The 26,687-nt window shown below is 60.4% G+C and carries 27 protein-coding genes; 10 read left to right on the top strand and 17 right to left on the bottom strand.

Translation table 11 applies throughout. The features are described from left to right. Positions 1 to 821: 821 nt before the first annotated feature. The 3 genes from V5N47_RS13725 to V5N47_RS13715 are packed head-to-tail and all read right to left on the bottom strand — an operon-like array spanning position 822 to position 3,185. Entirely contained in the window at positions 822 to 1,577 is a 756-nt protein-coding gene (locus tag V5N47_RS13725; RefSeq protein WP_338728287.1) for a VOC family protein, read from the bottom strand. A gap of 42 nt (positions 1,578 to 1,619) precedes the next feature. Continuing rightward, the gene (locus V5N47_RS13720) at positions 1,620 to 2,075 is read right to left on the bottom strand and encodes a TIGR04206 family protein (protein ID WP_338728285.1); all 456 of its coding nucleotides are present in this window, start codon (positions 2,073 to 2,075) and stop codon (positions 1,620 to 1,622) included. Then, positions 2,076 to 3,185 (bottom strand): GTPase, encoded by a 1,110-nt coding sequence (locus V5N47_RS13715; protein ID WP_338728283.1) that lies wholly within the window; start codon positions 3,183 to 3,185, stop codon positions 2,076 to 2,078. A 142-nt stretch (positions 3,186 to 3,327) separates the two neighbouring features. On the opposite strand from V5N47_RS13715, the gene V5N47_RS13710 reads away from it, so the two are divergent. From V5N47_RS13710 to V5N47_RS13680, 7 genes are all read left to right on the top strand, one after another. Then, positions 3,328 to 3,531, top strand: coding sequence for a hypothetical protein (locus V5N47_RS13710; RefSeq protein ID WP_338728281.1), 204 nt, complete (start codon positions 3,328 to 3,330; stop codon positions 3,529 to 3,531). Positions 3,532 to 3,585: 54 nt separating this feature from the next. Next, entirely contained in the window at positions 3,586 to 4,062 is a 477-nt protein-coding gene (locus tag V5N47_RS13705) for a 50S ribosomal protein L11 (RefSeq protein WP_338728279.1), read from the top strand. A 133-nt stretch (positions 4,063 to 4,195) separates the two neighbouring features. Continuing rightward, the gene (locus V5N47_RS13700) at positions 4,196 to 4,831 is read left to right on the top strand and encodes a 50S ribosomal protein L1 (protein WP_338730305.1); all 636 of its coding nucleotides are present in this window, start codon (positions 4,196 to 4,198) and stop codon (positions 4,829 to 4,831) included. Further along, positions 4,831 to 5,871, top strand: coding sequence for a 50S ribosomal protein L10 (locus V5N47_RS13695; RefSeq protein ID WP_338728277.1), 1,041 nt, complete (start codon positions 4,831 to 4,833; stop codon positions 5,869 to 5,871). Before V5N47_RS13700 ends, V5N47_RS13695 begins: the two co-directional genes overlap by 1 nt. A gap of 6 nt (positions 5,872 to 5,877) precedes the next feature. After that, positions 5,878 to 6,210: a 50S ribosomal protein P1 gene (rpl12p, locus tag V5N47_RS13690; RefSeq protein ID WP_338728275.1), complete on the top strand. Its 333-nt coding sequence runs from the start codon at positions 5,878 to 5,880 to the stop codon at positions 6,208 to 6,210. A gap of 121 nt (positions 6,211 to 6,331) precedes the next feature. Then, the gene (locus tag V5N47_RS13685) at positions 6,332 to 7,600 is read left to right on the top strand and encodes a tripartite tricarboxylate transporter permease (RefSeq protein ID WP_338728273.1); all 1,269 of its coding nucleotides are present in this window, start codon (positions 6,332 to 6,334) and stop codon (positions 7,598 to 7,600) included. A gap of 103 nt (positions 7,601 to 7,703) precedes the next feature. After that, positions 7,704 to 9,263 (top strand): solute carrier family 23 protein, encoded by a 1,560-nt coding sequence (locus V5N47_RS13680; protein WP_338728271.1) that lies wholly within the window; start codon positions 7,704 to 7,706, stop codon positions 9,261 to 9,263. 13 nt (positions 9,264 to 9,276) lie between these two features. Here V5N47_RS13680 and V5N47_RS13675 read toward each other — a convergent pair whose 3' ends face one another. Both V5N47_RS13675 and V5N47_RS13670 read right to left on the bottom strand, forming a co-directional pair. Further along, positions 9,277 to 9,837, bottom strand: coding sequence for a thioredoxin family protein (locus tag V5N47_RS13675; protein ID WP_338728270.1), 561 nt, complete (start codon positions 9,835 to 9,837; stop codon positions 9,277 to 9,279). 51 nt (positions 9,838 to 9,888) lie between these two features. After that, a complete protein-coding gene (locus V5N47_RS13670; RefSeq protein WP_338728269.1) occupies positions 9,889 to 11,142 on the bottom strand; it encodes an MFS transporter in 1,254 nt (417 codons plus the stop codon). Positions 11,143 to 11,233: 91 nt separating this feature from the next. Between V5N47_RS13670 and V5N47_RS13665 the strand changes: the two genes are divergently transcribed. Next, a complete protein-coding gene (locus tag V5N47_RS13665; RefSeq protein ID WP_338728268.1) occupies positions 11,234 to 12,049 on the top strand; it encodes a carbon-nitrogen hydrolase family protein in 816 nt (271 codons plus the stop codon). Between the two features lie 6 nt (positions 12,050 to 12,055). Here the strand turns inward: V5N47_RS13665 and gcvH are convergent, their stop codons facing one another. The 3 genes from gcvH to V5N47_RS13650 are packed head-to-tail and all read right to left on the bottom strand — an operon-like array spanning position 12,056 to position 14,717. Then, the gene (gene gcvH / locus V5N47_RS13660) at positions 12,056 to 12,439 is read right to left on the bottom strand and encodes a glycine cleavage system protein GcvH (protein ID WP_338730304.1); all 384 of its coding nucleotides are present in this window, start codon (positions 12,437 to 12,439) and stop codon (positions 12,056 to 12,058) included. Continuing rightward, positions 12,439 to 13,521: a glycine cleavage system aminomethyltransferase GcvT gene (gene gcvT / locus V5N47_RS13655; RefSeq protein ID WP_338728267.1), complete on the bottom strand. Its 1,083-nt coding sequence runs from the start codon at positions 13,519 to 13,521 to the stop codon at positions 12,439 to 12,441. The genes gcvH and gcvT overlap by 1 nt, the downstream gene beginning before the upstream one ends. Then, entirely contained in the window at positions 13,518 to 14,717 is a 1,200-nt protein-coding gene (locus V5N47_RS13650; RefSeq protein ID WP_338728266.1) for an iron-containing alcohol dehydrogenase, read from the bottom strand. Before V5N47_RS13650 ends, gcvT begins: the two co-directional genes overlap by 4 nt. A gap of 218 nt (positions 14,718 to 14,935) precedes the next feature. Between V5N47_RS13650 and V5N47_RS13645 the strand changes: the two genes are divergently transcribed. Further along, positions 14,936 to 15,217, top strand: a complete 282-nt coding sequence (locus V5N47_RS13645; RefSeq protein ID WP_338728265.1) for a hypothetical protein — start codon at positions 14,936 to 14,938, stop codon at positions 15,215 to 15,217. Here V5N47_RS13645 and V5N47_RS13640 read toward each other — a convergent pair. Continuing rightward, positions 15,214 to 16,680, bottom strand: a complete 1,467-nt coding sequence (locus V5N47_RS13640) for a M81 family metallopeptidase (RefSeq protein ID WP_338728263.1) — start codon at positions 16,678 to 16,680, stop codon at positions 15,214 to 15,216. The two genes, V5N47_RS13645 and V5N47_RS13640, sit on opposite strands and share 4 nt — an antisense overlap. Further along, the gene (locus tag V5N47_RS13635) at positions 16,677 to 18,125 is read right to left on the bottom strand and encodes an aldehyde dehydrogenase family protein (protein ID WP_338728262.1); all 1,449 of its coding nucleotides are present in this window, start codon (positions 18,123 to 18,125) and stop codon (positions 16,677 to 16,679) included. The genes V5N47_RS13640 and V5N47_RS13635 overlap by 4 nt, the downstream gene beginning before the upstream one ends. Before the next feature lie 183 nt (positions 18,126 to 18,308). Here V5N47_RS13635 and V5N47_RS13630 point away from each other — a divergent pair, with 183 nt between their 5' ends. Further along, positions 18,309 to 19,646, top strand: coding sequence for a glutamine synthetase family protein (locus V5N47_RS13630; protein WP_338728260.1), 1,338 nt, complete (start codon positions 18,309 to 18,311; stop codon positions 19,644 to 19,646). Here V5N47_RS13630 and V5N47_RS13625 read toward each other — a convergent pair. The 7 genes from V5N47_RS13625 to V5N47_RS13595 form a co-directional block, all read right to left on the bottom strand. Continuing rightward, a complete protein-coding gene (locus tag V5N47_RS13625; protein WP_338728258.1) occupies positions 19,643 to 20,341 on the bottom strand; it encodes a helix-turn-helix domain-containing protein in 699 nt (232 codons plus the stop codon). The genes V5N47_RS13630 and V5N47_RS13625 overlap by 4 nt on opposite strands. 125 nt (positions 20,342 to 20,466) lie before the next feature. Beyond that, positions 20,467 to 21,294, bottom strand: a complete 828-nt coding sequence (locus V5N47_RS13620) for an ABC transporter permease (RefSeq protein ID WP_338728256.1) — start codon at positions 21,292 to 21,294, stop codon at positions 20,467 to 20,469. A gap of 1 nt (position 21,295) precedes the next feature. Beyond that, positions 21,296 to 22,222, bottom strand: a complete 927-nt coding sequence (locus V5N47_RS13615) for an ABC transporter permease (protein WP_338728255.1) — start codon at positions 22,220 to 22,222, stop codon at positions 21,296 to 21,298. A gap of 2 nt (positions 22,223 to 22,224) precedes the next feature. Beyond that, positions 22,225 to 23,289: an ABC transporter ATP-binding protein gene (locus tag V5N47_RS13610; protein ID WP_338728254.1), complete on the bottom strand. Its 1,065-nt coding sequence runs from the start codon at positions 23,287 to 23,289 to the stop codon at positions 22,225 to 22,227. A 33-nt stretch (positions 23,290 to 23,322) separates the two neighbouring features. Further along, positions 23,323 to 24,546 carry a PotD/PotF family extracellular solute-binding protein gene (locus V5N47_RS13605; RefSeq protein WP_338728252.1) on the bottom strand — a complete coding sequence of 408 codons (1,224 nt, stop codon included), beginning with the start codon at positions 24,544 to 24,546 and terminating at the stop codon, positions 23,323 to 23,325. A gap of 224 nt (positions 24,547 to 24,770) precedes the next feature. Next, on the bottom strand, positions 24,771 to 25,991 hold the full coding sequence (gene ilvA, locus V5N47_RS13600; protein ID WP_338728250.1) for a threonine ammonia-lyase: 1,221 nt from the start codon (positions 25,989 to 25,991) through the stop codon (positions 24,771 to 24,773). Positions 25,992 to 26,088: 97 nt separating this feature from the next. Next, positions 26,089 to 26,637 carry a DUF1684 domain-containing protein gene (locus tag V5N47_RS13595; RefSeq protein WP_338728248.1) on the bottom strand — a complete coding sequence of 183 codons (549 nt, stop codon included), beginning with the start codon at positions 26,635 to 26,637 and terminating at the stop codon, positions 26,089 to 26,091. Between the last annotated feature and the right edge of the window lie 50 nt (positions 26,638 to 26,687).

The following is a 26,687-nucleotide window of genomic DNA, read 5'->3' as shown; positions in this document are numbered from 1 at the left end:
ATGGACTGTGTTACTGTCTGAAGTGATGACGTATTCGCCATCAAGGTCAGACGTGTCAACGATAGCCGTCTGGTTGCTGTCGAGAGTGAATTCGGTTACGAGTGAACCAATTTCACTATCGTCGTTTTCACGAATCTGGAGAGTATCTCCAGCACCTGCTTCTGAAGTGGTACTTGCGTCGATCTTTAACTCTTGACCCTGCCAATACGTCGAGGCAGAGGACAGAGTATCATCGGCGTCGCCTGCGTTTGCTGCAGCCGCAGAGCCTGCAAAGGCTACTGTGCCAGCAAACACGGACAGGACCATAAGCCCTGCCAGGAGGAGACTCCGAATTTTTGTGTTTGTGTCTGTCATGGTTTATTTATGTGTTGTACACACCGGCAACAGCACTTTCGCGTCGACCGAGTTTGGGAGTCGCATAACCCGAGAGATCTCGGGTCCGGCGAGCGTTACTCCGTACTGTCACCATGGGTAGGGGTACAGTGCAAAAGATAGCCTCTCATTATAAATGCTTTGTGGTATTCTGCGAATTGTGATAACTCGTATCATCCAACGAGTCGCCTGTCAGATGGGGGTTTTACAAACCCACTAATCTGCGTCTGACGAAAGTCAGACAATACGCCAACTTATTCACACAATCTGATTGTTTTGACTGTACAACACGTTACGGCGGTCGATAATTCCACACGCAAGGTGGCGCAAGCAAGCTGCGATGCAGCCCGTAGTTGTCGTTGATTTTGACTTTCACACACGTGCGCGCGCCAGACAATAACGAAAGCTTGAGTCTCACAACCCCGCCACACTCAGCAGTCGCTGGCAGTCTATGGATTCAGAATTTCGACTTCGTGACCGCCTGCCGCGTGGGTGAACGCATAGCGGAAGTCACAGCTCTCCGGGTCGCGGTATTCGTCTACATCGCGCGTGACGAGCGTCTCCCAGTACGATTCTAAATCACTGGTCCGCACGGCGACGTGTCCCCACGCGTCGCCGAATTCGTAGGCGCGCCCATCGTAGTTGTAGGTGAGTTCGATGGACATTTCTTCGGCTGCTGCGCCGCGCGGTTTCATGAAGTAAAGCGCGAAGCTGTCGTGTTCGGAGCGGCGGAACAGTTCGTAATCGAGTTTGTGGGTGTACCAGCCGATGGCTTTCTCGATGTCTTCGACGCGGAGCATGGTGTGGTCGAGCGACCAGCGCGCGCCGTGGTCGCGCTCGACGAGTTCGATTTCGTGGCCGTCTGGGTCCTTGACGAAGGCGTAGGAGCCGCCACACGAATCGGGGTCGCGGTAGTCCTCGACGCCCGCGTCCATGAGTTCCTCGTAGGCGTCGTACACGTCTTCGACGCGCACGGCGATGTGCCCCCACGCGTCGCCAAAGTCGTAGGTTCGGTCGTCGTGGTTGTAGGTGAGTTCGATGGTCGCACCGTCTTCGTGCATGTCCGGCGGGCCGAGATAGACGTTAGTGAAGGTGTCAGCCTCCCAGCGCCCTTTCTCCTCGTAGCCGAAATGGGTTTGGTACCAGTCGAGGGATTCGTCTAACTCTTCGACTCGCATCATCACGTGGTCGAGGGTTCCGTCCATGCTGCAGGCTGTGGTCTGGCGACCAAAAAGCACACCGGCCACCTACCCGTCGTGCCGGAAAATTCGTTTGAGCGCCGGGGCGTAAAACCACCACGCAACCGTCCAGAGGGCAATCATCCCGAGCGGGAATACGCGGGTGCCGAGTGAGGCGATGAGACCGACCGTGAGATAAAACTGCGCGCCACCGGCGAACACGAGCAGCCCGCCGGTGAGGCGTTCGTCTTCACTGCCAAAAAATCCGGTCGCTGCGCTCACGAGCGCGCCAATGTAGAGTAAGGTGCTCGCGGGCCACGCTTGGAGCGAGCGGGGAAGACCAAGTGTGAACTGCGTAAGGTAGGCAAAGAGATTCGTGAGATGGAAGGGGTTCGTGTTCACGAGGCCAAACGAGAAGATAAACGTGAACTGGCCGTTTACGAGGATAATCGTCCACGGAAGAAGTCCGACGACGAGAAGCGCGAGCAGGCGACGGACAGCAGCCCGATTCGAGGACGAATCCATCTACTTGCGAGCGATGATGCGAAGGATGTCTTCGTCTTCGAGGACGTGGTCGAGACCCACCTGTTGGGCATCGTGTTTCGCGCTCGGGCCCGTCACGCGCGCGAAGCGGAATCGGTCGAGCAGGTTCGCGCCGAGCTTTTTACAGGCATCTTCGATGGTTTCCCCTCGCTTGATGATGAGTGGCTCTTCGAAGTCCGTCCCCCGACCGGGTTTGTCCATATAGACGCGAATGAGACCGAGTTTCTTCCAAATCGTCTCTTTGAGCGCGTCTAAGCCCTTCTCTGCCTCGGCGCTGATGAACACCACGTCGTCCGGGTCGAGTCCCTCTTCGCGGAGGTCTTCGTGGACGTTCTCTAGATAGTCGTGGTCGATGAGGTCTGCCTTGTTGGCGATGACCATCGACGGGAGATAGACGCGGTTTTTCATCAGGCCGTCGATGAGGCGGTCTACGGTGATGTTCTCGCGGATGACCACGTCCGCGTTGACGTACCCCTTCTCCCGGAGGATCTCTTTGATGACCTCTTCTGAAAGATCGAGATCGACACTCGACGTGACGTTGATGCCGCCCTTCCCCTTTTTCGTGACTTTGAGGGAGGGTGGCCCGGTGTCGATTCTGACCTTGTTGTTATACAGTTCCTCGCGTAAGCGCGAGTAGCGCTCGATTTCGAACACCGAGAGCATGAAGATGACGAGGTCTGCGGTTCGGACGACAGAGAGCACTTCTCGCCCTCCACCGCGGCCGCCCGCTGCGCCTTCGATAAGCCCCGGCACGTCCATTAGTTGGATGTTCGCGCCGTTGTACTGCAACATCCCGGGGTGGACGTTGATGGTCGTGAACTCGTAGGCCCCCACCTCACTTTCTGCGTTGGTGAGCGCGTTGAGGAGCGTGGACTTGCCAACGCTCGGGAAGCCAACGAGCGCGACCGTCGCGTCGCCGTGCTTCTCGACGGCATAACCGTCGCCACCGCCCGCGGAGGCTTGCGACTCCAACTTCTCTTTTTTCTCCGCGAGCTTCGCCTTCAACCGTCCAATATGCGCCTCTGTGGACTTGTTGTAGGGCGTGCTGGTTATCTCCTCGCGGATGGATTCAATCTCCTCTTCGAGCCCCATTACTTCAGTATCCGCGTCGCCCGTCGAAAAACCCTTTCCATTGTGTCGATTGGTTCTGCGTCGAAGATGCCCTTCAGGAGCGAACACAAACAGGCAATTTCGACATGCTTTTGCAAGGGTGTCGTGTGGCCCTACGTACCTGATGTCTGATGCCGAACGCTTCCGCGACAGCACCCAAATCGTGCTTCCCGCAGACGTGTATGCGACGGTACGCGACGGCCTCGAAGCCGAGTTCATGCTGACAGCAATCGAAGAGCACCCGAACGCGATTCGACTGATTGGGAGCCCAATCGACGTCAAAGCCGCGAGCGATTACCTCGCACGTCACGGTATCCCAGTGCGCTAAGGACGCTGTCGCCAAAAGACAATTCTTAAAACCGACCGAGCGGTTGTGTCGGATATGGCTGGAACTATCGAAGCACTCGTACCCGGCGGTAAGGCCAACCCTGGCCCACCGCTCGGTCCCGAGCTCGGCCCCACCCCTGTTGACGTGCAGGCTGTTGTTTCCGAGATTAACGACCTGACCGCAGCGTTCGACGGCATGGAAGTGCCCGTCACCATCACGTACGACGACGATGGCTCGTTCGACATCGACGTCGGTGTGCCACCAACGGCCGCCCTCATCAAAGACGAAGTCGGCTTCGACACCGGCAGCGGCCGCCCACAGGCGGACTTCGTCGCTGACATCACGGTCGAACAGGTCAAGAAAATCGCACAACAGAAACAGACCGACCTCCTCTCGTACGACGTGAAGAACGCGGCGAAGGAAGTCGGCGGCACGTGTGCCTCCCTCGGTGTCACCATCGACGGCGAGGACGCTCGCACGTTCAAACAGCGCGTCGACTCGGGCACGTACGACGACATCCTCGTCGAATAACCTACACAACTGTTCTCACGGCCACGCGCCGTTCGACGCTTTTAAGTTCGTCTTAGGCGTGAAATCGGGTGAGGCAGGCACGCAGCCTGTTTCATCCCGTAGAAGCTACGAAAGCGTACTACGGAGGTGAATGATGGCAGAATATGATATAGTGCAAGCAGTCTCGCGCGCACTCGACGAGGCACCTGAGCGGAAGTTCCGCGAAACGGTCGACCTCGCGATTAACCTGCGCGACCTCGACTTAAACGAGCCGTCGAAACGTGTTGATGAGAGTGTCGTCCTCCCACAGGGGACCGGTCAGGAGACCCAGATTGTGGTCTTCGCCGATGGTGAAACCGCACTCCGAGCAGAAGACGTCGCTACCGTCATGGGTAAAGACGAAATCGAAGACCTCGGAGATGACACGAACGCAGCCAAGGACTTAGCAGACGAGACCGACTTCTTCGTTGCAGAAGTTTCGAAGATGCAGGACATCGGTCGGCACCTTGGTACCGTTCTCGGTCCACGCGGTAAGATGCCAACACCACTCCAGCCCGACGACGACGTTGTCGAGGTAGTGAACCGTATGAAAAACACCGTCCAGCTCCGGAGCCGCGACCGGCGGACCTTCCACACCCGCGTGGGTGCAGAAGACATGTCTCCTGAGGACATCGGCGAGAACGTCGACGTTATCCTCCGGCGTCTGGAAGCAAACCTGGAAAAAGGGCCGCTCAACATCGACAGCGTCTACGTCAAGACGACGATGGGCCCGAGTGTGAGGGTGGCATAATGTCTGCAGAAGCCGAGCGCAAAACAGAGGTCATTCCCGAGTGGAAGCGCGAGGAAGTCGGCGCACTCGTCGACATCTTCGAAGAATACCAGAGTGTCGGCGTCGTCCGCATCTCCGGTATCCCATCGAAGCAACTGCAGGCCATGCGCCGCGACCTTCACGGAAGCGCACAACTCCGCGTCAGCCGCAACACGCTGATGACGCGTGCGCTGGAACAGATCAACGACGGGTTAGAGCAACTCGTAGAGCACGTAGACGGGCAGGTCGGCCTCATCGGCACCAACGACAACCCGTTCGGTCTCTTCAAGAAGCTCGAAGACTCGAAGACGCCAGCCCCAATCAACGCTGGCGAAGTTGCACCCAACGACATCGTCATCCCAGCAGGTGACACCGGCGCAGACCCCGGTCCGTTCGTGGGTGAACTCCAGCAAGTTGGCGCAAACGCCCGCATCCAGGATGGCTCCATCCACGTCTTAGAGGACTCGAAGGTTCTCGAAGAAGGCGAAGAAGTCACCCAGCAGCTCTCGTCCGTCCTCGCCGAACTCGGCATCGAGCCGAAAGAGGTCGGTCTCGACCTGCGCAGTGTGTACTCAGAAGGCGTGTTGTTCGCCCCAGAGGAACTCGCCATCGATGTGGACGAGTACCGCAGCGACTTAGAGCGTGCCGTGGCCCAGGCCCGGAACCTCTCGATCAACGCGGTCTACCCAACGGCCCAGACGGCACCCGCACTCATTGCCAAAGCAACGGGCGAGGCAAAGAGCGTGGGTCTCCAGGCCGCCATCGCCAGCCCGGACCTCGCACCCGACCTGGTCAGCCGAGCAGACGCGCAGATGCGCGCGCTCGCTGCCCTGATCGACGACGAGGACGCCCTGCCCGAGGAGCTTCGCGGCATCGAAGCCGCCGCTCCCGCGCAGTCGGCTGAAGCTGATGAAGCAGACGAATCGACTGATGACCAAGCCGCTGAGACCGACGCCGCGGACGAAGACGACGAAGAGGACGAAGAGGACGCTGGTGAGGGTCTCGGCAACCTATTCGGATAAGCTACAATGGAATACATCTACGCAGCGCTCATCCTGAACGAGACGGACGCAGAGATCAACGAAGAAAACCTCACCGCAGTGCTCGACGCCGCAGGCGTTGACGTCGAAGAGTCCCGTGTGAAGGCGCTCGTCGCCGCACTCGAGGACGTCGACATCGAAGACGCAATCGAGCAGGCAGCCGCAGTCCCTGCCGCCGGTGGCGCCGCAGCCCCAGCAGAGGGTGGCGACGACTCCGACGACAGCGACGACGAAGCCGAAGCAGCGGACGAGGGCGACGACGACGAAGAAGAAGAGGACGAAGAGGCCAGCGGCGAAGGTCTCGGCTCCCTCTTCGGCTAAACGTCACGTCACTCCAACCTACAACTTTTTATTGGACGCTGTGTCCTGAGAGTCATCACTCGATACCTTCTCACAGCCAGTCCCTGAGTTTATACGCAAAGCCGGAACCAGTCCGTGCTGGATGACCCTCGCTGGCGTTAGCATACAATTCGCCCCCGAAACCACTCTCGTGACCCTCGGATTCGTCGCCGGTGGAATCTTCCTCGGGACGCTGAGCGGCCTCATCCCCGGCCTCCACGCGAACAACTTCGCGCTCTTGCTCGCGGCAGGCGCACCGCTCGTTCCCGGCCCGCCCACGCTCGTTGGCGTTTCGATGCTTGCAGCAGGGGTCGTCCACACTTTCCTCGACGTGATTCCCGCACTCGCACTTGGGGTGCCAGATCCGGCGTTCGCCCCCGGTGCACTGCCCGGCCACCGGCTCGTGCTCGCGGGACAGGGGAGAGAATCGCTCCGACTCTCCGCGCTCGGGAGCGGTCTTGCGGTCTTTTTCGCCGTTCCACTGGCGATTCCAGTGACAGAGCTGATGACGTGGGCGTATCCCCTCATCGACGCCCATCTCTGGGCCGTTCTTGGCGCAATTGCGCTCGCACTGCTCGCCGGTGAGCCAACGACCAGACGGAAACTATGGGCGATGGCGATTCTCACCGCCAGTAGCGCCCTCGGAGTGGCAACACTGGACTTGCCCGCACGCGGGCTGTTCCCCACGGGCGACCTGCTCATGCCCCTGTTCGCGGGGCTGTTCGGCGCACCCGTCCTCATCGATGCGATGGACGGTGCAGGCGTCCCTGAACAGGCGACGGCTGCGGTCACGTCGTCGAAAAAACTGGTCTGTGGAACTGCGGTTGCCGGAACGCTCTCGGGCGCAATCGTCGGCTATCTGCCCGGTGTGTCAAGTGCGATTGCCGCGACTGCGGTGCTTCCCGCCCTCCCTGCTGGCGAACGAACGCGCGGATTCATCGTCGCGACAAGTGGCGTGAACACGGCGAATACGATTTTCGCGCTGTTCGCGCTCGTCTCGCTTGGCACCCCACGAACCGGCGTGCTCGTCGCGCTTGACGACGCTGGCGTGCCGCTCAATCTGCCCGTCCTCCTTTCGGGGATTTCGATTGCAGCGGCGGCCGGGTTCGTGCTCGTCCCTCGGCTGGGTGACTGGTATCTCGGAACTGTTGGCAGACTCGACTACACGATGCTCTCACTCATCGTCCTCTGCCTACTCGTCGTTCTTTCGTGGGCCTTTGCTGGCTTGCTTGGTGTCTGTGTACTCGCGGCGGCGATCGTTCTCGGCATGGTGCCTGTTCGCGTTGGGACCCGCAGAGTCCATCTGATGGGTGTGCTCCTCGGTCCGCTTGTGCTCAGAGATGTATGTGCGAACCTACTAGCTTGCTGGTAAGAAAAGCACACCCTCTTGCGGTCGTTCCGATGTGTTTATGACAATCCCATACAGGATGATGGATAGATGCACCACATGGTTGGATCCGGACAGGAGTGCACCGATGGCAGATAACGAACCGCCTTCTGAAGCTGGCTTTGTCGAATACGGCATCGACGACAAACCGCCGCTCGGCGAATCCGCCTTGCTTGGCCTCCAACACTACCTCACGATGGTCGGCGCGAACATCGCCGTTCCGCTCATTCTCGCCGGGGCGATGGGGATGCCCGCGTCCGCTACGGCGCGGCTCGTCGGCACGTTTTTCGTCGTTTCGGGGATTGCAACGCTCGCCCAGACGACGTTCGGAAACCGGTATCCAATCGTCCAAGGCGCGCCGTTTTCGATGCTGGCTCCGGCGCTCGCCATCATCGGCGTCGTCGGCAGCTTCCCCGGCAATCCCGGCTGGGAAGTGATGATTGTCCACCTCCAAGGCGCGATTATCGTCGCCGCCCTCGCGGAGGTGGCAATCGGCTACTTCGGCGTCGTTGGCAAACTCCGGCAGTTCCTCTCGCCGGTCGTCGTCGCCCCGACGATTGCGCTCATCGGCCTCTCGCTGTTTTCGGTTCCACAGGTCACGAGTGCGACCCAAAACTGGTGGCTGCTCGGGCTCACCCTGTTCCTCATCGTGCTGTTCAGTCAGTACCTGAAAGAGAGTAACAAGGTGTTCAAACTGTTCCCCGTCTTGCTCGCGATTGTCGTCGCCTACGTCGTGGCCGCGGTGCTTTCGGTGACTGGCTTCTACGCACCCGGAACGCCCGGCTACGTTGACTTCTCGATGGTGACGAGCGCACCGGCGCTGCTCCCAATTCACCCGCTTCAGTTCGGGACACCAGTCATCGAAACCTCGTTCATCGTCGGGATGTTCGCGGGCGTCGTCGCCTCGATTGTCGAGTCTTTCGGCGACTATCACGCCGTTGCCCGCCTCTCGGGCATCGGCGCACCAAGTGAAAAGCGCATCAACCACGGCATCGGCATGGAGGGCCTGATGAACGTGTTCGCGGGCATCATGGGCGCGGGCGGTTCGACTTCCTACTCAGAGAACATCGGCGCAATCGGACTCACCGGTGTCGCCTCTCGCTACGTCGTGCAGGTCGGCGCGGCCATCATGCTCGTGATGGGCTTCATCGGCTACTTTGGCCAACTCATTGCGACGATACCAAGCCCAATCATCGGCGGCCTGTTCATTGCCATGTTCGGCCAGATTGTGGCCGTGGGGCTCTCGAATCTCAAGTACGTTGACTTAGATTCCTCGCGCAACATCTTCGTTCTCGGGACTGCCATGTTCGCCGGACTCGCGATTCCAGCCTACATGAACAACGTCGCTGCAGTCGACCCGAACATTGCTGGACCAGAAATGCTCCGCATGGGTCTCGAAGGCGTCCCACTCCTCGGCGCAGTGCTCGGCACGAAACTCGTCGCAGACACCCTGTTCGTCATCGGCGGCACGGGCATGGCGGTCGGCGGCCTCGTCGCCGTTGTGCTCGACAACACCATCCCCGGCTCGGACGACGAACGTGGGCTCACCGTCTGGCAGGCGATTGCCGAAGACGACGAGGACTTCCAGACGTTCTTCGAGCGCCGCGGTAACGACGGCGCGAGCGGGTCGCCAGAAAGCGCGGATTAATCAGTAGCGGGTCTCAGTTTTTCCACTTAATCGAGCATCCACGCGACGGTAGGAACCCTTTGTCTACATCCTCACCCGCGAGCACGGCGTCGATTGCCTCGCGCATGTCGTGTTGGGTTGGCTCGTCGTCTGGCGAGTGTGCATCGTCAAGTCGGCCGTGCCACGCGAGTTCGAACGCGTCGTTTTCCTTGCGGAACAAGAACGGGTCTGGCGTACAGACCGCACCGTAGGCGCGGGCCACGTCTTGGGACTCGTCGTAGAGGTAGGCGTCGTACTGGATGGTGCCGTTTTCGACGAGTTCCTGCATCTTCTCGAAGGAGTCATCTGGGTACTCGTCTGCATCGTTCGGGCTGATGCCGACCACCGCAACGTCGTCGTAGTCCGCGGCGAGGTCGTTCAGCAGCTCGAATTTCGCCTTTGCGTACGGGCAGTGGTTGCACGTGAACACCACGAGCAGGGCGTCGTTGTCGGCAAACGAGTCGAGCGTGTAGGTCTCGCCGTCGGTTCCCGGAAGCGAGAAGTCGGGTGCGTCGTCGCCAACGTCTAGTTCCTCTTCGGATTCGAGCAGTACCATGGCTACGCAAAGGGCCTCAGGGGAAAAGTGTGTTCTGCCAGTGATTCCGCGCTATTCCGTCGCCGGGGACGTGGTGGGTGCGGGCTGACTGCTCGCCGCTCGAATTGCGGCTGTCAATCCGATGGCGAGCGCGGCGAGCGCGGCGATGAGATAGAACGCCACATCCACTCCCGCAATGTCGATGACGTAACCGAACACGGGTGGGCCAATCGCGCCGCCCGCGGAGATGCCGATGGTCATGAGCGCGAAATTCTTGCCCACGTCTTTGCGCGCCGAGGCGCGGTCTGTCAGTTTCGCACGGGCGGGTCTGCTCACGTCGATGGTACTCTCAAGGAGCAAGACAAAGCCGAGCGCCAGCAAGACGGGCACCATCGAGGAGGCGAGCACGGCGGCGAGTACGGTGAGTGCGCCGTATCCGGCGTAGAGGACGTACTCTGCAAGCGCGCGGTCTGAGAGCCACCCGCCGAGCAGAATGAAACCCGCGCCCACCGCGAGCATCGCAGAGGAGGCGAGGCTGGCGTCTGCGCTCGCAAACCCGTACCCCGCAGAGAGCAGCGTCTGCGAGTAGGTGCGGATGCCCCACGCGGCGAGCGAGTTCACGAACCAGAGAACCGTGAGCAGGAGGATGAGTGGTGTCGTGAGCAGGGTTTTGAGTTCGTTTGCAAAGTTTGGTGTCGAACCGGTGGCTTGTGTTTTTGGGGGGTGGGTCACGTCCCTGCTGACGTACCGCCAGAACGCGCCGAGACACACCACGGCGTAGAGTCCGCCAAAGGCGGCGATTGTGAGGAACGCTTCGCGCCACCCGCCGCCGAGACTGAGCACGAGCGGGACGAGCGCGAACGGCGCGGCCAATCCGAGCACGCCGGTAAACCCGTGGATACTGTAGGCTCGTCCACGTCTCGATTCGTCGGTGGCAGCGGCGAGTATCGGATAATGGGCAGGGTGGTGGCCCGCGACGCCGATGCCGAGGACGACCTGTGAGACCAACAGCCACTCGTAGCTCTGGGCTATGGCGGCGAGGGCGGCCCCCACCGCGCCGAAGCCGAGCGAGATGCCGAGGACGAGCGTTCGGCTGTAGGTATCGGAAACGTAGCCAAACGGCAGTTGGAACAGCGTCACGACGCCGCCGAGGACGCCCACCGCGAGACCGAGCTGGGTGGTCGAGACGGAAAACGCCGGGCCAAGAAGCGCGAACGCGGGCGGCAGCAACATCAGATACATGTGGTTCACGAAGTGTGACCCGCCGATGAGCGAGACGACGAGCGCAGATTCGCGGTTGTCTGAGAGGGCAGTTCCGGTGGACACGACGTATCGTCTCTCATCGCTCCGCCTGCTTAGCCCTCCCGACTGCGACAACGGGGCGAACGATTTTGGGTTTTGGCGCGAAACGTCGGGTATGAGCCAGTTCACCGTCGCTGCCTGTCAACTCGATTCGACCGACGACAAACAGGACAACGTAGCTCGTGCGCTCTCGTTCGTCGATGAGGCCGCGAGTAAGGACGCAGACATCGTCGCGTTCCCCGAGATGTTCCCGTATATCGGGTCGAAAGACGCCTATCCAGAAGTTGCAGAGGAGATTCCCGGGCCACTCACCGACCGTCTCGCCGCGCGCGCAGAGGATTACGGGATGTACATCCACGCCGGTAGCATGTTCGAACCGGCACCGGACGGCCGGGTCTACAACACGACCGCGCTCATCAACCCCGACGGCGAGGTGGCGGCGACCTACCGCAAAGTCCACCTGTTCGATATCGACGTGCCCGGTGGCGTGACCTACGAGGAATCAGAGCGCGTCGCCCCCGGCGACGAGGCCGTCGTCGCGGAAACCGCGCTTGCGAACTTCGGACTCTCTATCTGCTACGACCTGCGCTTCCCCGAACTCTACAGCACCCTCGCGCGAAACGGTGCAGAGGTTATCTTCGTGCCCGCGGCGTTCACGCTGTTCACTGGCAAAGACCACTGGGAGCCACTCCTCAGAGCGCGTGCCATCGAGAGTCAGTGCTACGTCGTCGCACCCGGCCAGGTAGGAGACAAGAAGGATTCGGCCCACACCTACGGCAAGACAATGGTCATCGACCCGTGGGGCAACGTCACCCGACAGGCGAGCGACCGCGAGGAACTGATTACCGCGCCAATCGACTTAGACTACCTCCACGAAGTGCGCCGCGACCTCCCGTCGCTCCAACACAAGCGCGACGAAGTATACTTCTAAACCACTCTACGCGGTCTGTTCTTCGTACGCTTCGGGGCTGCGGAGCGCATCGAGTTCACGGGTATCGGCGAGTGAGACGGTGATGAACCAGCCGTCTCCGTACGGGTCATCGTTCACCAACTCGGGTGCGTTCGTCAAATCGTCGTTTACGGCTTCGACCGTCCCCGAAACGGGGGCATAGAGGTCGGAGACGGCTTTGATGGATTCGACGACGCCGAACTCGCTGTCTTTGGTAAGCTCCTCGCCCACGCTCGGGAGTTCGACAAACACGATGTCTCCGAGTTCGTCTTGGGCGAACTCCGTGATACCGATGGTTGCGGTGCCGTTCTCGACGGCGACCCACTCGTGCGATGCTGCGTACTTCAGGTCGTCTGGGATGTCAAACATGATTACTGATGTCGCTGTAAGAATCGAGGTGTTTCGACCGTCGCTGGAATCGTACGCCCTCGAATCTCAATTTCGACTGCGGTACCGGGTTCTGCAACCGCCTCGTCAACGTAGCCAATCCCGATTGGAAGGTCGAGCGTCGGACTCATCGTCCCGCTCGTGAGCGTACCGACCGACTCGCCGGCTTCGAGAACAGAACAGCCCGCTCGCGGGACGCCTCGCCCGTCGAGTTCGATGCCGACCATCGACTGGTCGGGTTCTGCGTCTGCGAGCGCGTCGCGGCCGACGAACTCGGTGTCGAGGGAAACGACGAAACCGAGTCCTGCTTCGAAGGGCGTCCGCGGTTCAGTCTCGGGGTGAAAATCCTGTCCAGAGAGGAGGAGTCCGGCTTCGAGGCGCAACGTGTCGCGCGCCCCGAGGCCGCAGGGCTGGACCCCCTCGAAGGTGTTCCAGAGCGCCGCTGCATCTTCGACATCGAACACGATTTCGAAGCCATCTTCGCCGGTGTACCCCGTCCGCGCAACGAGACACTCGACGCCGCCGATGGTGGTTTCACAGACGGAAAACCGGCCGAGCGCAGACACGTCCGTGGACGCCTCTTCGTTCACCCGTTCGACGGCGTGTGGCCCCTGCACGGCGACCATGGCAGTCGAGGCGGTGCGATTCTCAATGGTGACCGAGAGGTTCCACTGGGCTGCGTGGTCTCGCCACCGTGCTTCCATCTCCTCGTCGTGGCCCGCGTTCGGGATGAACAGGTACGTCTCGCCGTCTGGAAGCAGATAGACCACTGTATCGTCTACAATGACGCCGTCTTCGCGGGTGATGCAGGCGTACTGGGCGTCGCCTGCTGACAGGTCGGCCACATCGTTCGTCGTAAGCCGGTTCATGAGTTCCGTCGCGTCCGGTCCCGAGACGAACACCTCTCCCATGTGGCTCACGTCGAAGATACCGACCGAGTCGCGGACGGCAGCGTGTTCGTGGGTAATCGAGGTGTATTTGACGGGCATCGCCCAGCCGCCAAAGTCCGTCATTTTCGCGTCGTGCCCGCGGTGGATGGCCCCGAGCGGTGACTCGCGCAGACTCATTCGTCTAAAATCGTCTCGTATTCGAAGACGCCGTCGAACGCGCGTTCGAGGAGCCGTTCCATATCGTCTTGCGTCGTGATGCGTGGGTTCCCCGTGAGACTGCCGTCCGAGAGCGCCTGCTCTGCGAGTTCGGGGATGGCTTCGCGTTTTGCGGCCGTCGATTCGAGCGTCCGCGGAATCCGAACGTCGTCTGCGAGCTGCCGGGTTGCCCGCACCGCTTTGTACCCCTCTTTGCGCGCCGGTTCGTCTTCGTCGATGGACTCGCCGAGCGCGGCGGCTATCTCAACCATTTTCTCCGGAACCTGCGGCAGGTTGAACTCCATCACGTACGGGAGGATAATCGCGTTCGCGAGACCGTGCGGGACGCCGAACTTGCCGCCGACTTGATGCGAGAGGGCGTGTACTGCACCGAGTCCGGCCCCGTTGAACGCCATCCCTGCTTGGGTGCTCGCGCGTGCCATCTTCGCGAGGGCGTCGTCGTCACCACCGCGATATTCGACGGCGCGAACCAGATTCGCGCCGACTTTCTCGATTGAATCGAGCGCAAGTGCTGAGGTCTGACTCTGCGCTTTAATCGAGACGTACGCTTCCACCGCGTGAGTGAGCACGTCCATTCCCGTCGCGGCTTTTACCGGTGGCGGCGCGCTTTTTGTCAGGTCTGAGTCGATGAGTGCGAGGTCAGCGAGTAGTTTGACGTCGCCAATCTCCTCTTTGATGTTCGTTTCTGAGTCTTTGACAATACACCAGTGGCCGACTTCACTTCCCGTCCCCGAGGTGGTCGGGATGTAGATGCTTGGTGGGGTAGCGTTCGGAACGTTGCCAGACCCCGTGAAATCGAGGATGTGGCCGTCGTTCGTCGTGAGAATGCTCGCCGCCTTCGCGGTGTCCATCGACGACCCACCGCCAACGCCGAGCAAGAGGTCTGCGTCCGCGTCGTCGTAGGCGTCTGCGGCCGCGTGAACGACGGTATCTGTCGGGTCGGGTTTGACCCCGTCGAAGATTTCGTACGTTTTGCCCGCCGCCGAAAGCGATTCGAGGATGGGCGCTAACACGCCCGCGTCTCTGACGCCACTATCGGTGACGACGAGGACGGTGTCTGCATCAAATCGTTCGACATAGTCGCCGGTCTGGGACGCCACACCCGCACCGAAGAGGACTCGGTTGGGGACGTTCCACATCTGAGATTGTTGAGTCATGATATGCTACGTGGATGGTGTGTCCGCCGAGTCAACGACGCGAGCAACTGGCAACCCACGTCAGTGTTTCGGAGCCGAACACACCGGTCATGCAACCTGTGTGTTGCTGTCTAGCGTGCAAGGTGGTTCTGCCACATACCTGCGGATGTTTAAATAGGACTTTCCGCCGGTTCCCACCGGCCCGCCTAAGTATATTGCACGTAACGTACAAGTGAGGAATGGCGAAAATCACAGGACAAGACGAGTTCGAAGTCCGCTTCATCCGTACCCCCGAACAGTACGCCGTTGGGGTTCGGATAAAGGTGCACGACGGCGAGTGGTCAGACCAAATTCTACTCACCGCTGGTCAGGCAGACCAGTTCATCAACGAACTATCAACCGCTCGCGACCGGTCACGACGGGCGGCGATGCGCGAACTTGCCAAAGAAGAAGGTGCAGACGACGACGAACTCAACGCGCTTCTTGACGAGGCGCTCCCCCTCGAAGACGACGAGTTTTAGCTATCGAGCGGATACATGGGTCGCGAAACGTGTTCGTACGTGAACTGCGTGAGGTCTGGGTCTGCCATTCCCGGCGTCGCTACCTCTCGGATTTCACCAACGAGTGGCTCGAAGCCAGCGCGGTAATGAACCGTACTCTTCACGACGAGTACGGAGTGGGCTTCGGGCGTGAGTCCCTGACTTCGGAACGCCTCGGGGTCGTACGGCTGTTGCCGGTGTGAGCCGACGATAACCGAGATGCCATCTACGTCGAAGACGACCGTTTTCCCGAAACTCACTTGCAACCCAGTGGACATCGGGCCGCGATTTCTGTACGTTCCGTCGGTGATGCGCCGAACCGTGCCCGTCACCGAGAGCGGGTCGCCGTTTGCTTCCGTGTGCCCGCCGAGTTCGACTTTGACCGCAGCACCCACACCGGCTTCGACGGCTGTCTCCACGGCTGCAGGGTCGTACAGCATGGCGAGCGCGGCGTTCTCGACGCCCGCAGAGAGCAATGCATCGAGGAGCACGGTACCGTCCTCTGCGGCCCCACCACCGGGGTTGTCGGAGATGTCTGCGAGCAACAGTGGGTTCTCTCCGTTCCACTCCGCGGCTTCGGTGGCCGCGGCTTCGACCGACGTGTACGACCGGTCGAACTCGCTTCGCCTGTCCCACGCTTCGCTCGCGAGTTCTGCACAGACGGCTCGCGTCTCGTCTGCACAGCCTTTGTCCGTGACGCCAACCACGCTGAAGCCTGCTTCCGGCACGTCCGCGTAGGCGTAGCCCCCAAACACCGAAATGTCGGGGGTGTGGGCGTGTTCTGACCGCGACGCAGAATCGAGAAGCGACCGCATCGGTTCGATGGCCGTTTGGAGCGGTGGCAGCGGCGGCAGTAACCGCTCGCGACCCACGACGACGACTGGGTCGAGATCGCCAGCAAGGGTGGCAGCCATCGCTTCTGCGGCTTCCCTGCCGGTCTCCCCGATGTCCACGTGCGGGTAGGTGTCGTAGCCGAACAACCCGTCTGCCAACTCGACCATTCGGTCTGAGATGTTCGCGTGTAAGTCGAGCGTCGCCATCACTGGCACGTCGCCCGCTGCCTCGCGGACACGTTCGAGGATGTAGCCGTCTCCGTCGGGGTGGCTCGCTGCGACCATCGCGCCGTGGAGGCCGAGCAACACCGCGTCTGGGTCTGCCTCCTCAATGCCTGAAACGAGCGAGTCGAGGAAGGATGTGAGCGCCTCGTCGGTGACGATGCCGCCCGGCGTAGCGTTCGCCGCAACGGTCGGGACGACCTCCCAGTCCTGCTCGTCTGCAACGTCGAGAAAGCCGCCGAGGTCGGTATTCGTGTCGGTGAACTCGGGGACGATTTCGTCGCCGTAAAACAGCGACGTGGCCGCGAACTCGTCGTAATCGGTCGTGAGCGACGAGAACGTGTGCGTCTCGTGTTTGATGCGCCCAATAACGACGGTTTCACCGCTCACAGGTAGGGGTCCTCCATCTCATCGAACTCGACGACGACGCTGTTGACCGTCGTAAACGCTTCGACGCCTTCGAGGCCGCCTTCTCTGCCAATGCCTGACTCTTTGTTCCCGCCCCATGGACTCTGTGGCATCGAGACGGGGAACGAGTTCACGGCGACGAGGCCGTGGTCTAAGTCGTCTGCGAGTTGTGTCGCCTCGAGTCGGTCTGTCCAGAGCGAGGCGGCGAGCGCAAAGCGCGAATCGTTCGCCACCTCGATGGCTTCGGCGGTCGAATCGACCGTGATAATCGAGAGCACTGGCCCGAAGATTTCCTCGCACGCGACGGTCATGTCGTTCGTGACGCCATCGATAATCGTCGGTTCAAGATAATGGCCGTCTTCGAGGGCGGGGTCGTCCGGGCGCTTCCCGCCTGCGATGACGGTCGCACCTTCTGCCGTTGCCCCTTCTACGTACGCCAGCATCTCTTCGAGTGCGCTGTCGGTGATGACCGGTCCCATGTCCGTCTCGGGGTCGGTTCCCGGCCCGAGCGTGATGCGTTCGGTCTTTTCGAGGATGCGCGAGACCAACTCGTCGTGGAGCGATTCGTGGACGACGAGTCGAGAGGTGGCCACGCAGTTTTGCCCATTGTTCGAGAAAATGCCCTGTACCACGCCGCGGGCGGCATTTTCCACGTCGGCATCGTCGAGGACGATGGCGGGGGCTTTCCCGCCGAGTTCCACGTCCACGGGCGTGATGTGCTCGGCCGCCGCAGAAAGGACGTGCTGGCCAACGCCGACCGACCCGGTGAACGTGATGGCATCGACGTCGGCGTTCGATGCGAGTTCGTCGCCGACTTCGCTGCCCGACCCGGGGACGACGTTCACGACGCCTGCAGGGGTCGCCTCGACTAAGAGTTCACACACCCACATCGTTGCGAGCGGTGCCTGACTCGGCGGCTTGACGACCAGCGTGTTGCCGGTGGCGAGCGCGGCGGCGATGCTCCGCGTGCCGAGCAACAGCGGATAGTTCCACGGGACGATGTGCGCCGTCACGCCGTAGGGTACCCGCTTCGTGTAGTTGAACCGGTGGTCGGGGGTTGGAACGGTGTCGCCTCTCACCTTGTCGGTCACGCCCGCGTAAAATCGGAACTGGGCGATTGCCTCACCAACCTCGCCCTCTGCGGTGGCGAGTGGTTTGCCCGTCTCTTCTGCGAGCAGATACGCGAGGTCGCCCGCGACCGCTTCGAGTTCGTCTGCGACCGTGGTGAGCGCGGCTGTGCGCTCACTGGGTGCGGCGCTTGCCCACTCGTCTTTCGTCCGCGCGGCCGCGGCGATTGCCTCTCGAGCCTGCTCGCGCGTCCCTTTCGCAACGCTGCCAAGCGACTCGCCAGTGGCTGGATTCGTGACGGAGAGGGTCGCTTCTCCCTCCCGCCCGTCGCCGTCGATGAGCAGTTCATATTCGACCATACCAGTGTGAACATCGGTGACACGCCTATCGGTTACTCCACCATGTTGGGACTCTTTATATGGGGTCGAAACGGGTAGTTCTCGGAAAAACCGATTGCAGGAGCGGGTGCAGTTATAATATATCGCAAGTCTGCGGGTCAAAGGCTATGGACTGTGCCATGCGTTGACTACACAGACGCTTAGATGAGTTTGCAACTTGATACAGCCGACATTGACTGGGTCAGACTGGTGTGGACGGATTTAAACGGTGTCGCCCGCGGTATTTCGCTGCCGAAAGCGGAGTATGAACACGCCACAGACGAGGGTGTCGGGTTTGCAAACGGTGTCGCAGAACTCACGCTCGAGCCCGGCCTGCTCGACGACCCAAAGTACGGGCCAGAATCTGGGGATATGATGGCCATCCCTGACACGGATTCGCTGAAGCCGGTTTCGTGGGAAGAGAACACCGCAATGGTGTTCTCAGACCTCACGCGCGTCGATGGCTCGCAACTCGACCTCTGTTCGCGCGGCGTGCTCAAGAACGTCATCGCGGAACTCGAAGCGGAGGGCTACACGCCGCTCGCCGGAATCGAGACGGAATTTTCGCTCATGGTCGAGACCGAAGACGGCCTCGAACCGTTCAATACGCGCTGTTCGTACGACATGGACGCCGTAGACCAAGCGCGCTCGCAGTTCGAAGACTGGCGCGAGGCGATGGCCGCCGCGGGCTACGAAGTCACCGGCGCACACCAAGAGTCACAGCCCGGCCAGTACGAGGTCAACATCAAGTACGACGACCCACTCACGGCGGCAGATGGCGTCATGTTCTTCCGGCATATGCTGAAAGCCGTCTCGCGACGCCACGGCCTGAAAGCGACCATGATGCCCCGCCCCTACTCGGGCGAGGACGCAAACGGGATGCACTTCCACCTCAGCCTGTGGGATAGTACCGTTGAGGAAAACCAGTTCGCCGCAGCCGAGAACAACCTCGACTTCCCAGCAGGCCAACACCCCGCAGAGGGAGCCGGAATCTCGGACGACGCGCGCTACTTCATCGGCGGCCTGCTCGACCACATGAAAGCGCTCACCGCAATCTGTGCGCCGACGGTCAACTCGTATAAGCGACTCATCCCCGGCATCTGGGCACCCTCGTCGATTGCGTGGGGGCCGGACAACCGTTCGACGGTGCTCCGCATCCCGCCGGAACTCGGCAGCGCAAGTCGCATCGAACACCGCGTCCCTGACACGTCGATTAACCCGTATCTCGCTATGGCCGCCACGCTCGCGGCCGGACTCGACGGCATCAAAAACGAAACTGACCCGGGCGAGCCAACGACGAAAAATGCGTACAACGAAGACTACGAGACGCTCCCGCGGACGCTGTGGGGCGCGTTACAGCACTTAGAGCAAGACGAAGTGCTCCGTGACGCGCTTGGCGACGATCTCGTCACCGAGTTCATCAAAATCAAGCGCGACGAGTTTGACCGCTACCAGAACCACGTCACGTCGTGGGAGCGCGACGAGTATTTAGACGAGTTCTAGGCGTTCGCTTCTTTGGTGAGCAGCGGTTTTACGGCTTTGAGGATTTTCGCTTCAGACCGACGCAAATGCTCGCCAACCGTCGAAGTGTTCGCAGAATCGAGTTCCGCGAGTTCGGCCAGCTTACACGCTCGCGGCGAGTCGTAGTAGCCCTCGTCGATGGCCCGACCCAACACCTCTCGCTGGCGAGGTGAGAGGTTCTGGACGGCTTGTTTTACTTCCGTCAATCCAGTGAGCATCCGGTCGAGTTCAGGGGATTTGAGCGATTCGACCTCGACGGTTCCAAGCTCGCTCAAGTCTTTGTGGGCTTTGCTCACGAGTTCGTGTGAGGAAGCCACGACGCTCCAGTGTTCCCACCCGTTTTCGACCGTCGAAGGGACAGTCGGGAAACATTCGTTTCGCAGGAGGACGTTGAGCACCGGCTCCGTCTCGGTGTCGTAGTCGCCAGCGAGACTCACGAACGCCGTCTGTTGGGCTTCGTCGTAGTTGATGAGGTGGGCTGTCGTCATCACTTCGTGGTCAGAAAGCCACGCGACGAACGCATCCGGGTCTGCGACGTTGGTCGCCTCAATCATCGTCACGCTCGTGCTTCCCAGGCGATAGGAATAGATTATCGTCGCTTCGATGTCGGGAAACGTGACGTTGACAGCTTCCGTCCAGCATCCTCGATGTTTGATGCTAAAGGTGTATTCGAGCATAGGAGTCCGGGGATTGAATGCGCTTAGCTGGCACACCACATATACCTGCGGATTGTCCTTACTGGGTGAGAGATGGACCGCCAGTCAGACTGTTTCGGTTGTGAGAAAAAACGTCGTGAGCGAGCCTAGTCGCGGCTGAGCGCTGCCTTGATTTTGTCGCCGCGCAACTCGATGATGACGGCGATGACGAGCAGCGTGAGTGAGAGGTAGAAAATCATCGACGCGAGCGCTGGGACGATGGGCGTAAACCCTTGGGTCATCCGCCCGTGAATCCACGTCGTGACGGTGATGTCAGACCCCTTGAGGTAGGAGACGATGTAGTAGTTGTTCCACGAAAGGACGAACGCGAAGATCGCCCCCGACACGATGCCATCGGAGACGAGCGGCAAGATAACGTCCTTGTACAGCGTCACCGTGTCCGCACCGAGGTCTTTCGCGGCTTCCTCTAAGTTCGGGTCGACGCTGAGCGCGGTGATGGAGACGACGAACATCACGATGGGTGAAATCCAGACGAGTTCGCCGATAATCGCCGGAAGCACGCCGTAGCCAAGCCCGGTCAGGTTCGCCCACATCGACATCCCGAGTCCGAGCAAGATGAGCGGGAAGAAGATGGGCAACAGCGCGAAGATTTTGAACAGCTCTTGGCCCGCGAACTCGTGGCGGGTGTAGGCAAGCGCGCCAGCCGTCCCGATGATGGTCGAGAGAATCGTCACCGGGATGGTGATTTTCGCGGTCGTCAGCACCGCAGACTGCACGCTCGAAGAGGCGAGCGCCTTCGCGTACCAGTCGGTCGTAAACTCGTAGGGGAACGAGAAAATCTGGCCGTCGTAGAACGACGCGATGACGAGGCTGAACAGTGGCAACATGAAAAACAGTGCCACGAGTCCAACGTAGCCGTACCAGAGGCCGCCCCCGATGCGCGATGCGAGTGAGGTGGATTGTTCGGTACTCATGTTAGCTCCCCCGTGACGCGATTTCGCGCAGGTCGATTGTCCGCAGGATGACGATGCCCGCGATGACCGTGATGATGAGCAGGCCAACCGCCTGTGCCGACCCGAGCGGCCAGTTCTGTGAGTAGCCAAACGAGTAGCTGATGTTGTTCGCGGCAGTGTAAATCGACCCACCACCGAGCAAGAGCGCCTCGACTTCGGCACCCAGACTCAGGACGAACACGAACAGACAGCCGATGATGATGCCGGGTTTGCTCATCGGGAGCACGATGTCCCGAAACAGCATGTACCGGCTCGCCCCGAGGTCACGGGCGGCCTCGAACGTCTCATCGGAGATCGCGCCGATGGAGAGGTAAATCGGGAACAGCATGAACGGCATGTAGACGTACGTCGTCCCGAGGATGATGGTCCACTCTTGGTAGAGCAACGACGGCGTCGCAATGCCGAACTGCCCGAGGAGGCTCTGGAGAACGCCGCGTTTGACGAGGAACAACACCCACCCGAACACGCGGATGTTGACGCTCGTGAACAGCGGCACGATGAGTGCGAGCAAGAACAGCAGCTTGAACCGCTTGATTTTGCGGGCCAGCGCGTAGGCGGCCGGATACGAGAACACAAGCGTGGCGAGCGTCGTTGCGACGCTGATGAGCACGGTGTTCGACATCACTTCGCCGTAGACGCCCGTCCCGTCGATGACGCCGCCGATAATCTCTGCGTAGTTGGCGACCGTCCACGTCGCTGGATTGAGCGACAGTGCGTTGCTCGGCATCATCGAGTACAGCACGATGGAGAGAATCGGGCCGATGAACATGAACACCAACAGCACCGTGAGCGGAATCATGAACACCGTCGGCGGGCGGGCAAGCGTCCGCAGGATGCTCTCGTCGCCCGCAGTGCCAAGCTGGTGCTGGAGTTTTTCTATCGTAGACATGGTCACTCCGGAACCGGGATTGCTTTCGCTGCCTCCCACTGGAGGATAGCAGTGTCGCCCATCTCGATACCGAGTTGCTGGACGCGGTCGAAGCTCATCTCTGCGACGTACTCAGCGCCTGCGTCTGTCGACTTGACCTCGATGAGCGCGGTGTTCCCCTTGATGAGGACGTTGGTGACTTTCACCTCGGTGCCCATGTCGTGGGTCAACGTCGGTTCGACGGCGCAGTCGTCGTGGCGAACGACGAGGTGAGTGAGGCGGTCGTCGCTCGACCCCCGTCGTGGGACTTCGGTCGAACCGTCGAACTCTGCTCCGGCGACGAGTACCGTGTCCTCGCGCACCGTGGTGTCCACCTCGAACACGTTCGCGTCACCCATGAACTCCGCGATGAACTTGTTGTTCGGGTTGCGGTAGATCTCCTCTGGCGGGCCCGTCTGGATGATGTTGCCGTCGTCGATGACGAACAGTTTGTCGCTCATGACGAGCGCAGATTCGAGCGAGTGAGTGACGTAGATGAACGTCATGTCGAGTTCGACGTTCAGGTCTGCCAACTCACGCTGGAGCCGCTTTTGAAGCACGTAGTCGAGCGAGGCGAGCGGTTCGTCGAGCAGGAGGATGTCCGGGTCGTAGGCGAGCGAACGCGCGAGTGCAACGCGCTGTTTTTGCCCGCCAGAGAGTTCTGTTGCCTGCTTTTCTGCATACACGTCGGGTTCGAGGCGGACGAGTGAGAGCAGCTCCTCTACCTTGCCGTTTACCTCGCCGCCGCGGGCTTTGATGGGGAACTCGATGTTTTCTCGGACGGTCATGTGCGGGAACAGCGCCCAGGACTGGAACACGAGACTCGTCGGCCGTTCCTGTGGTTCGAGCGTCGTGATGTCTTGCCCGTCGAATTCGAGCGTCCCGGAGGTTGGCGTGAGATGCCCGGCGATCATCCGGAGGAGCGTTGTCTTCCCACAGCCAGAGGGGCCGACGATGGTGGCGAACTCTCCGGATTCGATTTCGAAATCGACGTCCTCGACGGCGACGAGCGAGCCGTATTCCTTGCGTAGATTTGTCGCTTGTAACATGTGTGTGGTGTATGTCGAAATGGGGGAGGGGGACTAGATGCGGGTCTTCGCTTCGCGCCAGATTGGTTCGAACTTGTCTAAGTCCGGGATACCTTCGTAGAAGACACTCCGGTCGATGATGTCTGGTACATCGTCTACGCGCAGCACCTTGCGCTGTTCGTCGTTGTAGTTCTCCCACGCCGTTTTGTGGGGCACAACGTTCGTCCCGCCCGAACTCGGCCACGAGAGTTTGAGGGCGTTCTCGCCGTTCATCATGTAGGCCATGTAGTTGTCAGAGATGTCCGGCTGCTCGCCTTTGACGAAGGCAGTCGTTTCGACCCAGATGACGCTCCCTTCGTCTGGCACGACGGCTTCGAACTCGTAGTTCCCGTCGCGCCGAAGCGTGCCGTTAATCCAGTTACCGCTGATGAATCCGATGTCGATTTCGCCGGCTTTGAGTGCCTGGTTCATCGACGCGAAATCAGGGAGCAACGTGGTCGCGTTGTCGAACAGGTCGAACGTGGCCTGTCTGACCTGTTCTACTTCCTCTTCGGTGTGTTCTTTGAACGGGTCGATGCCCTCCCGGAGCATGATAATCTGGATGCCCCAGAACATCAGGTCGTAGACACCGACGTTGTAGTCGCCCGACCACGCGGCGTCGTAGCTCTTGTAATCGTTCTCTGCGACCGTGTCGGTGTTCACCGCGAACGAGGCCCACCCGAACCGCTGTGGGAGACCGTAGAGTTTGCCCTCCGTGTCGAACGTGTAATCGTCCTCATTGAGGAAGGCGTACTTGTACCCGTTTTCGCGCTTGAACAGGTCGATGTACTGGTCGAAGGTGTAGGGCTTCCACGACTCGTAGTCCATCGGCCGGATAAGGTCGGCCTCTGCGAGCCGCGGAATCCACGCCATGTCGAACGTGGCTTGGTGGAACTGCTGCCACTCACCCGATTTCAGGCGGTTGAACGCCTTCGGATTCGACGTGAACAGGTCGATTTTCGTCTCGGCGTTGAACTTTTGGCGAAACGGCCCTTGGACGTTCTCTGCATCGTAGCCCGTCCAGGTCAGGTGTGCGAGCGTTTCTTGGTTGTTTTTCTCTTCCTCGGATGGCTCGTACAACCCGGGGTGGGGTTCGGCTTCAATCATCGACAGCGGGGCACCCTCGCCACCGCCGCCACCACCGCCAAGACAGCCAGCGAGGCCGGACACCGCGGTTGCACCCAGCGCACCAGTTGCTTTCATCCATTCTCGTCTCGAAAATTCTAATTCATCTCTCATGGTTTCTCGACCTCGGTTGCGTGCCGATAGTGTCAGTGTTGAGCAACATGTATGCTATCAGGCACCTCGGTCACGTTTGACAAGATTTTGGGCTGTAGACCAATACCATTCTGCCACATATGTGCGTCCGTTTATTATCCGGCACAGACAGCGGGAGGTCTACTGCAGGGCCGTCTGTCGGTTTTTGACGACTGTTCTGCGAGAAAGAAAACCAACTGCGCGGGTTAGTTCATCCGCTCGACTTCGTAGCCTGCGCTCTCGATAGCTCGCCCGATTGACTCTGCGTGTTCGGTCCCGCTCGTGACGACTTGGAAGACGAGGTAGGCCTCGCCAACGCGCAGGTCGTCTACGGCACGGTCGTGTCGCACGTCGCGGATGTTCGCTCCCTCGTCTGCGATGATGCCGGAAATCTGGGTCATCTTGCCCGGCTGGTCGTCGATTTTCACGCGCAGGCGAAGCAGTTGTGCGCGTTCGGTGAGCGCGTGGGTCAACACCGTCTGGAGCATGGACATGTCGATGTTCCCGCCACAGAGCAGGGGGACGACAGTTTCACCCTCGACGTCGAGGTCGTCGCTGAGGAGGGCGGCGACCGACACGGCCCCGGCTCCTTCGACCAACTGCTTTGCGCGCTCTAAGAGAATGAGAATCCCGCTCGAAATCTGGTCGTCTGAGACGGTGATGACTTCGTCTACGTGGCGTTCGATGAGGTCGTAGGTCAACTCGGAGATGCCGCCGGTCGCAATCCCGTCTGCAATCGTGTCCGGGTGGTCAATCGAGTGAGGGCCCCCCTTATCGAGACTTTCTGGTACCGTTGCCGCCGCCTCGGCTTGGACGCCAACGACGTGAATCGAGGGGTCGAGCGCCTTGAGCGCCGTCGAGATGCCGCCAATCAGCCCGCCGCCACCGATTGGGACGATGACCGTATCGACCTCCGGGAGGTCTGCGTGAATCTCTAAACCAATGGTTCCCTGCCCGGCGACGATGTCCGGGTCGTCGTAGGCATGGACGAAGATAGTGTCGTCGGCCTCAGTGAGCGTCTTCGCGTACGCCATCGCCTCGGGGAAGTTGCTCCCGTGGAGTTCGACGTCGCCGCCGTAGTCGCGGGTTGCGTCGATTTTCGTCTGTGGGGCGCTTTTTGGCATCACGATGGTCGATTCGATGCCGACCGTCGTCGCCGCGAGGGCAACACCCTGTGCGTGATTTCCGGCGCTTGCGGCGACAACTCGGTTGACTCCGCCTGCGGCGGCGACTTGTTTTAGCTTGTTGTACGCCCCGCGCGTTTTGAACGACCCCGTCCGCTGGAGATGTTCCATTTTGAGGTGAACGTCCGCGCCGGACATTCGGCTCAGCGAGCGACTCGTTTCGAGCGGCGTGTGGCGAACAACGGCCTCGTTGTCGAACCGTTTTCGCGCTGCCCGAATATCACGAAGTTCGATACTGACCATTGGTGCATAATACCCAATAAGGCCGTATAAACAGTTTCGCGTTCTTCGCCGGGAATTTATCAGTGCGTCGGGAAGTGTCGGAGCCGGAATCGAGGGCTTACTCCCACTTCTCGCCCGCAGTGATGACCACATCGAGCCAGTTTTCGCGCGGTGGCAATGGGCACGTAAAGGCGTCTGAGTACGCACAGAACGGATTGAACGCGAGGTTGAAATCGAGCGTGAGCACGTCACCGTCTTCGACCGCGTGGTCGGTCTCAAACTCCATGTAGCGACCGTACTGGAACGACTGCTGGCCGGTTGTCTTGTCGCGGAAGGGGACGAAGTACGGGCCGTCACCTTGGCGGTAGGCTGCGAGCGTGAACTCGTCGTCGCGCACCTCGAAGCTGAGCGTGAGTGAGCGTTCGTACTCGACTTCCGGTCCCGCCGTCGTTTCGAGTGAGACGGTATCGGGGTCGTCGTGGACGGTTGCCGTCGCGTTGATACGGTAGGCAGGGTCGGGTGGGAAGTACTGGAGGCCGTCGAACTGGTCTCGGTTTTCGGGGGCGACCGGCGACTGTTTGTGGTCTCTGAAAAACTGGTCTTTCTCTTCGCGGTGGGCTTCGAGTTCCGAGGCCCACTGGTCTGCGTCGAACGCGGCGTCGCTCATTGGCGGGCTTATCAGACGCTCACGGGTAACGCTTACGTCTACAGCAATGG

The sequence above is a fragment of the Haladaptatus sp. DJG-WS-42 genome (assembly GCF_037198285.1).
GTDB lineage: Archaea > Halobacteriota > Halobacteria > Halobacteriales > Halococcaceae > QDMS2.
The sequence above is the reverse complement of the archived record's forward strand: the minus strand, read 5'-3'. Positions and strand labels throughout refer to the sequence as shown.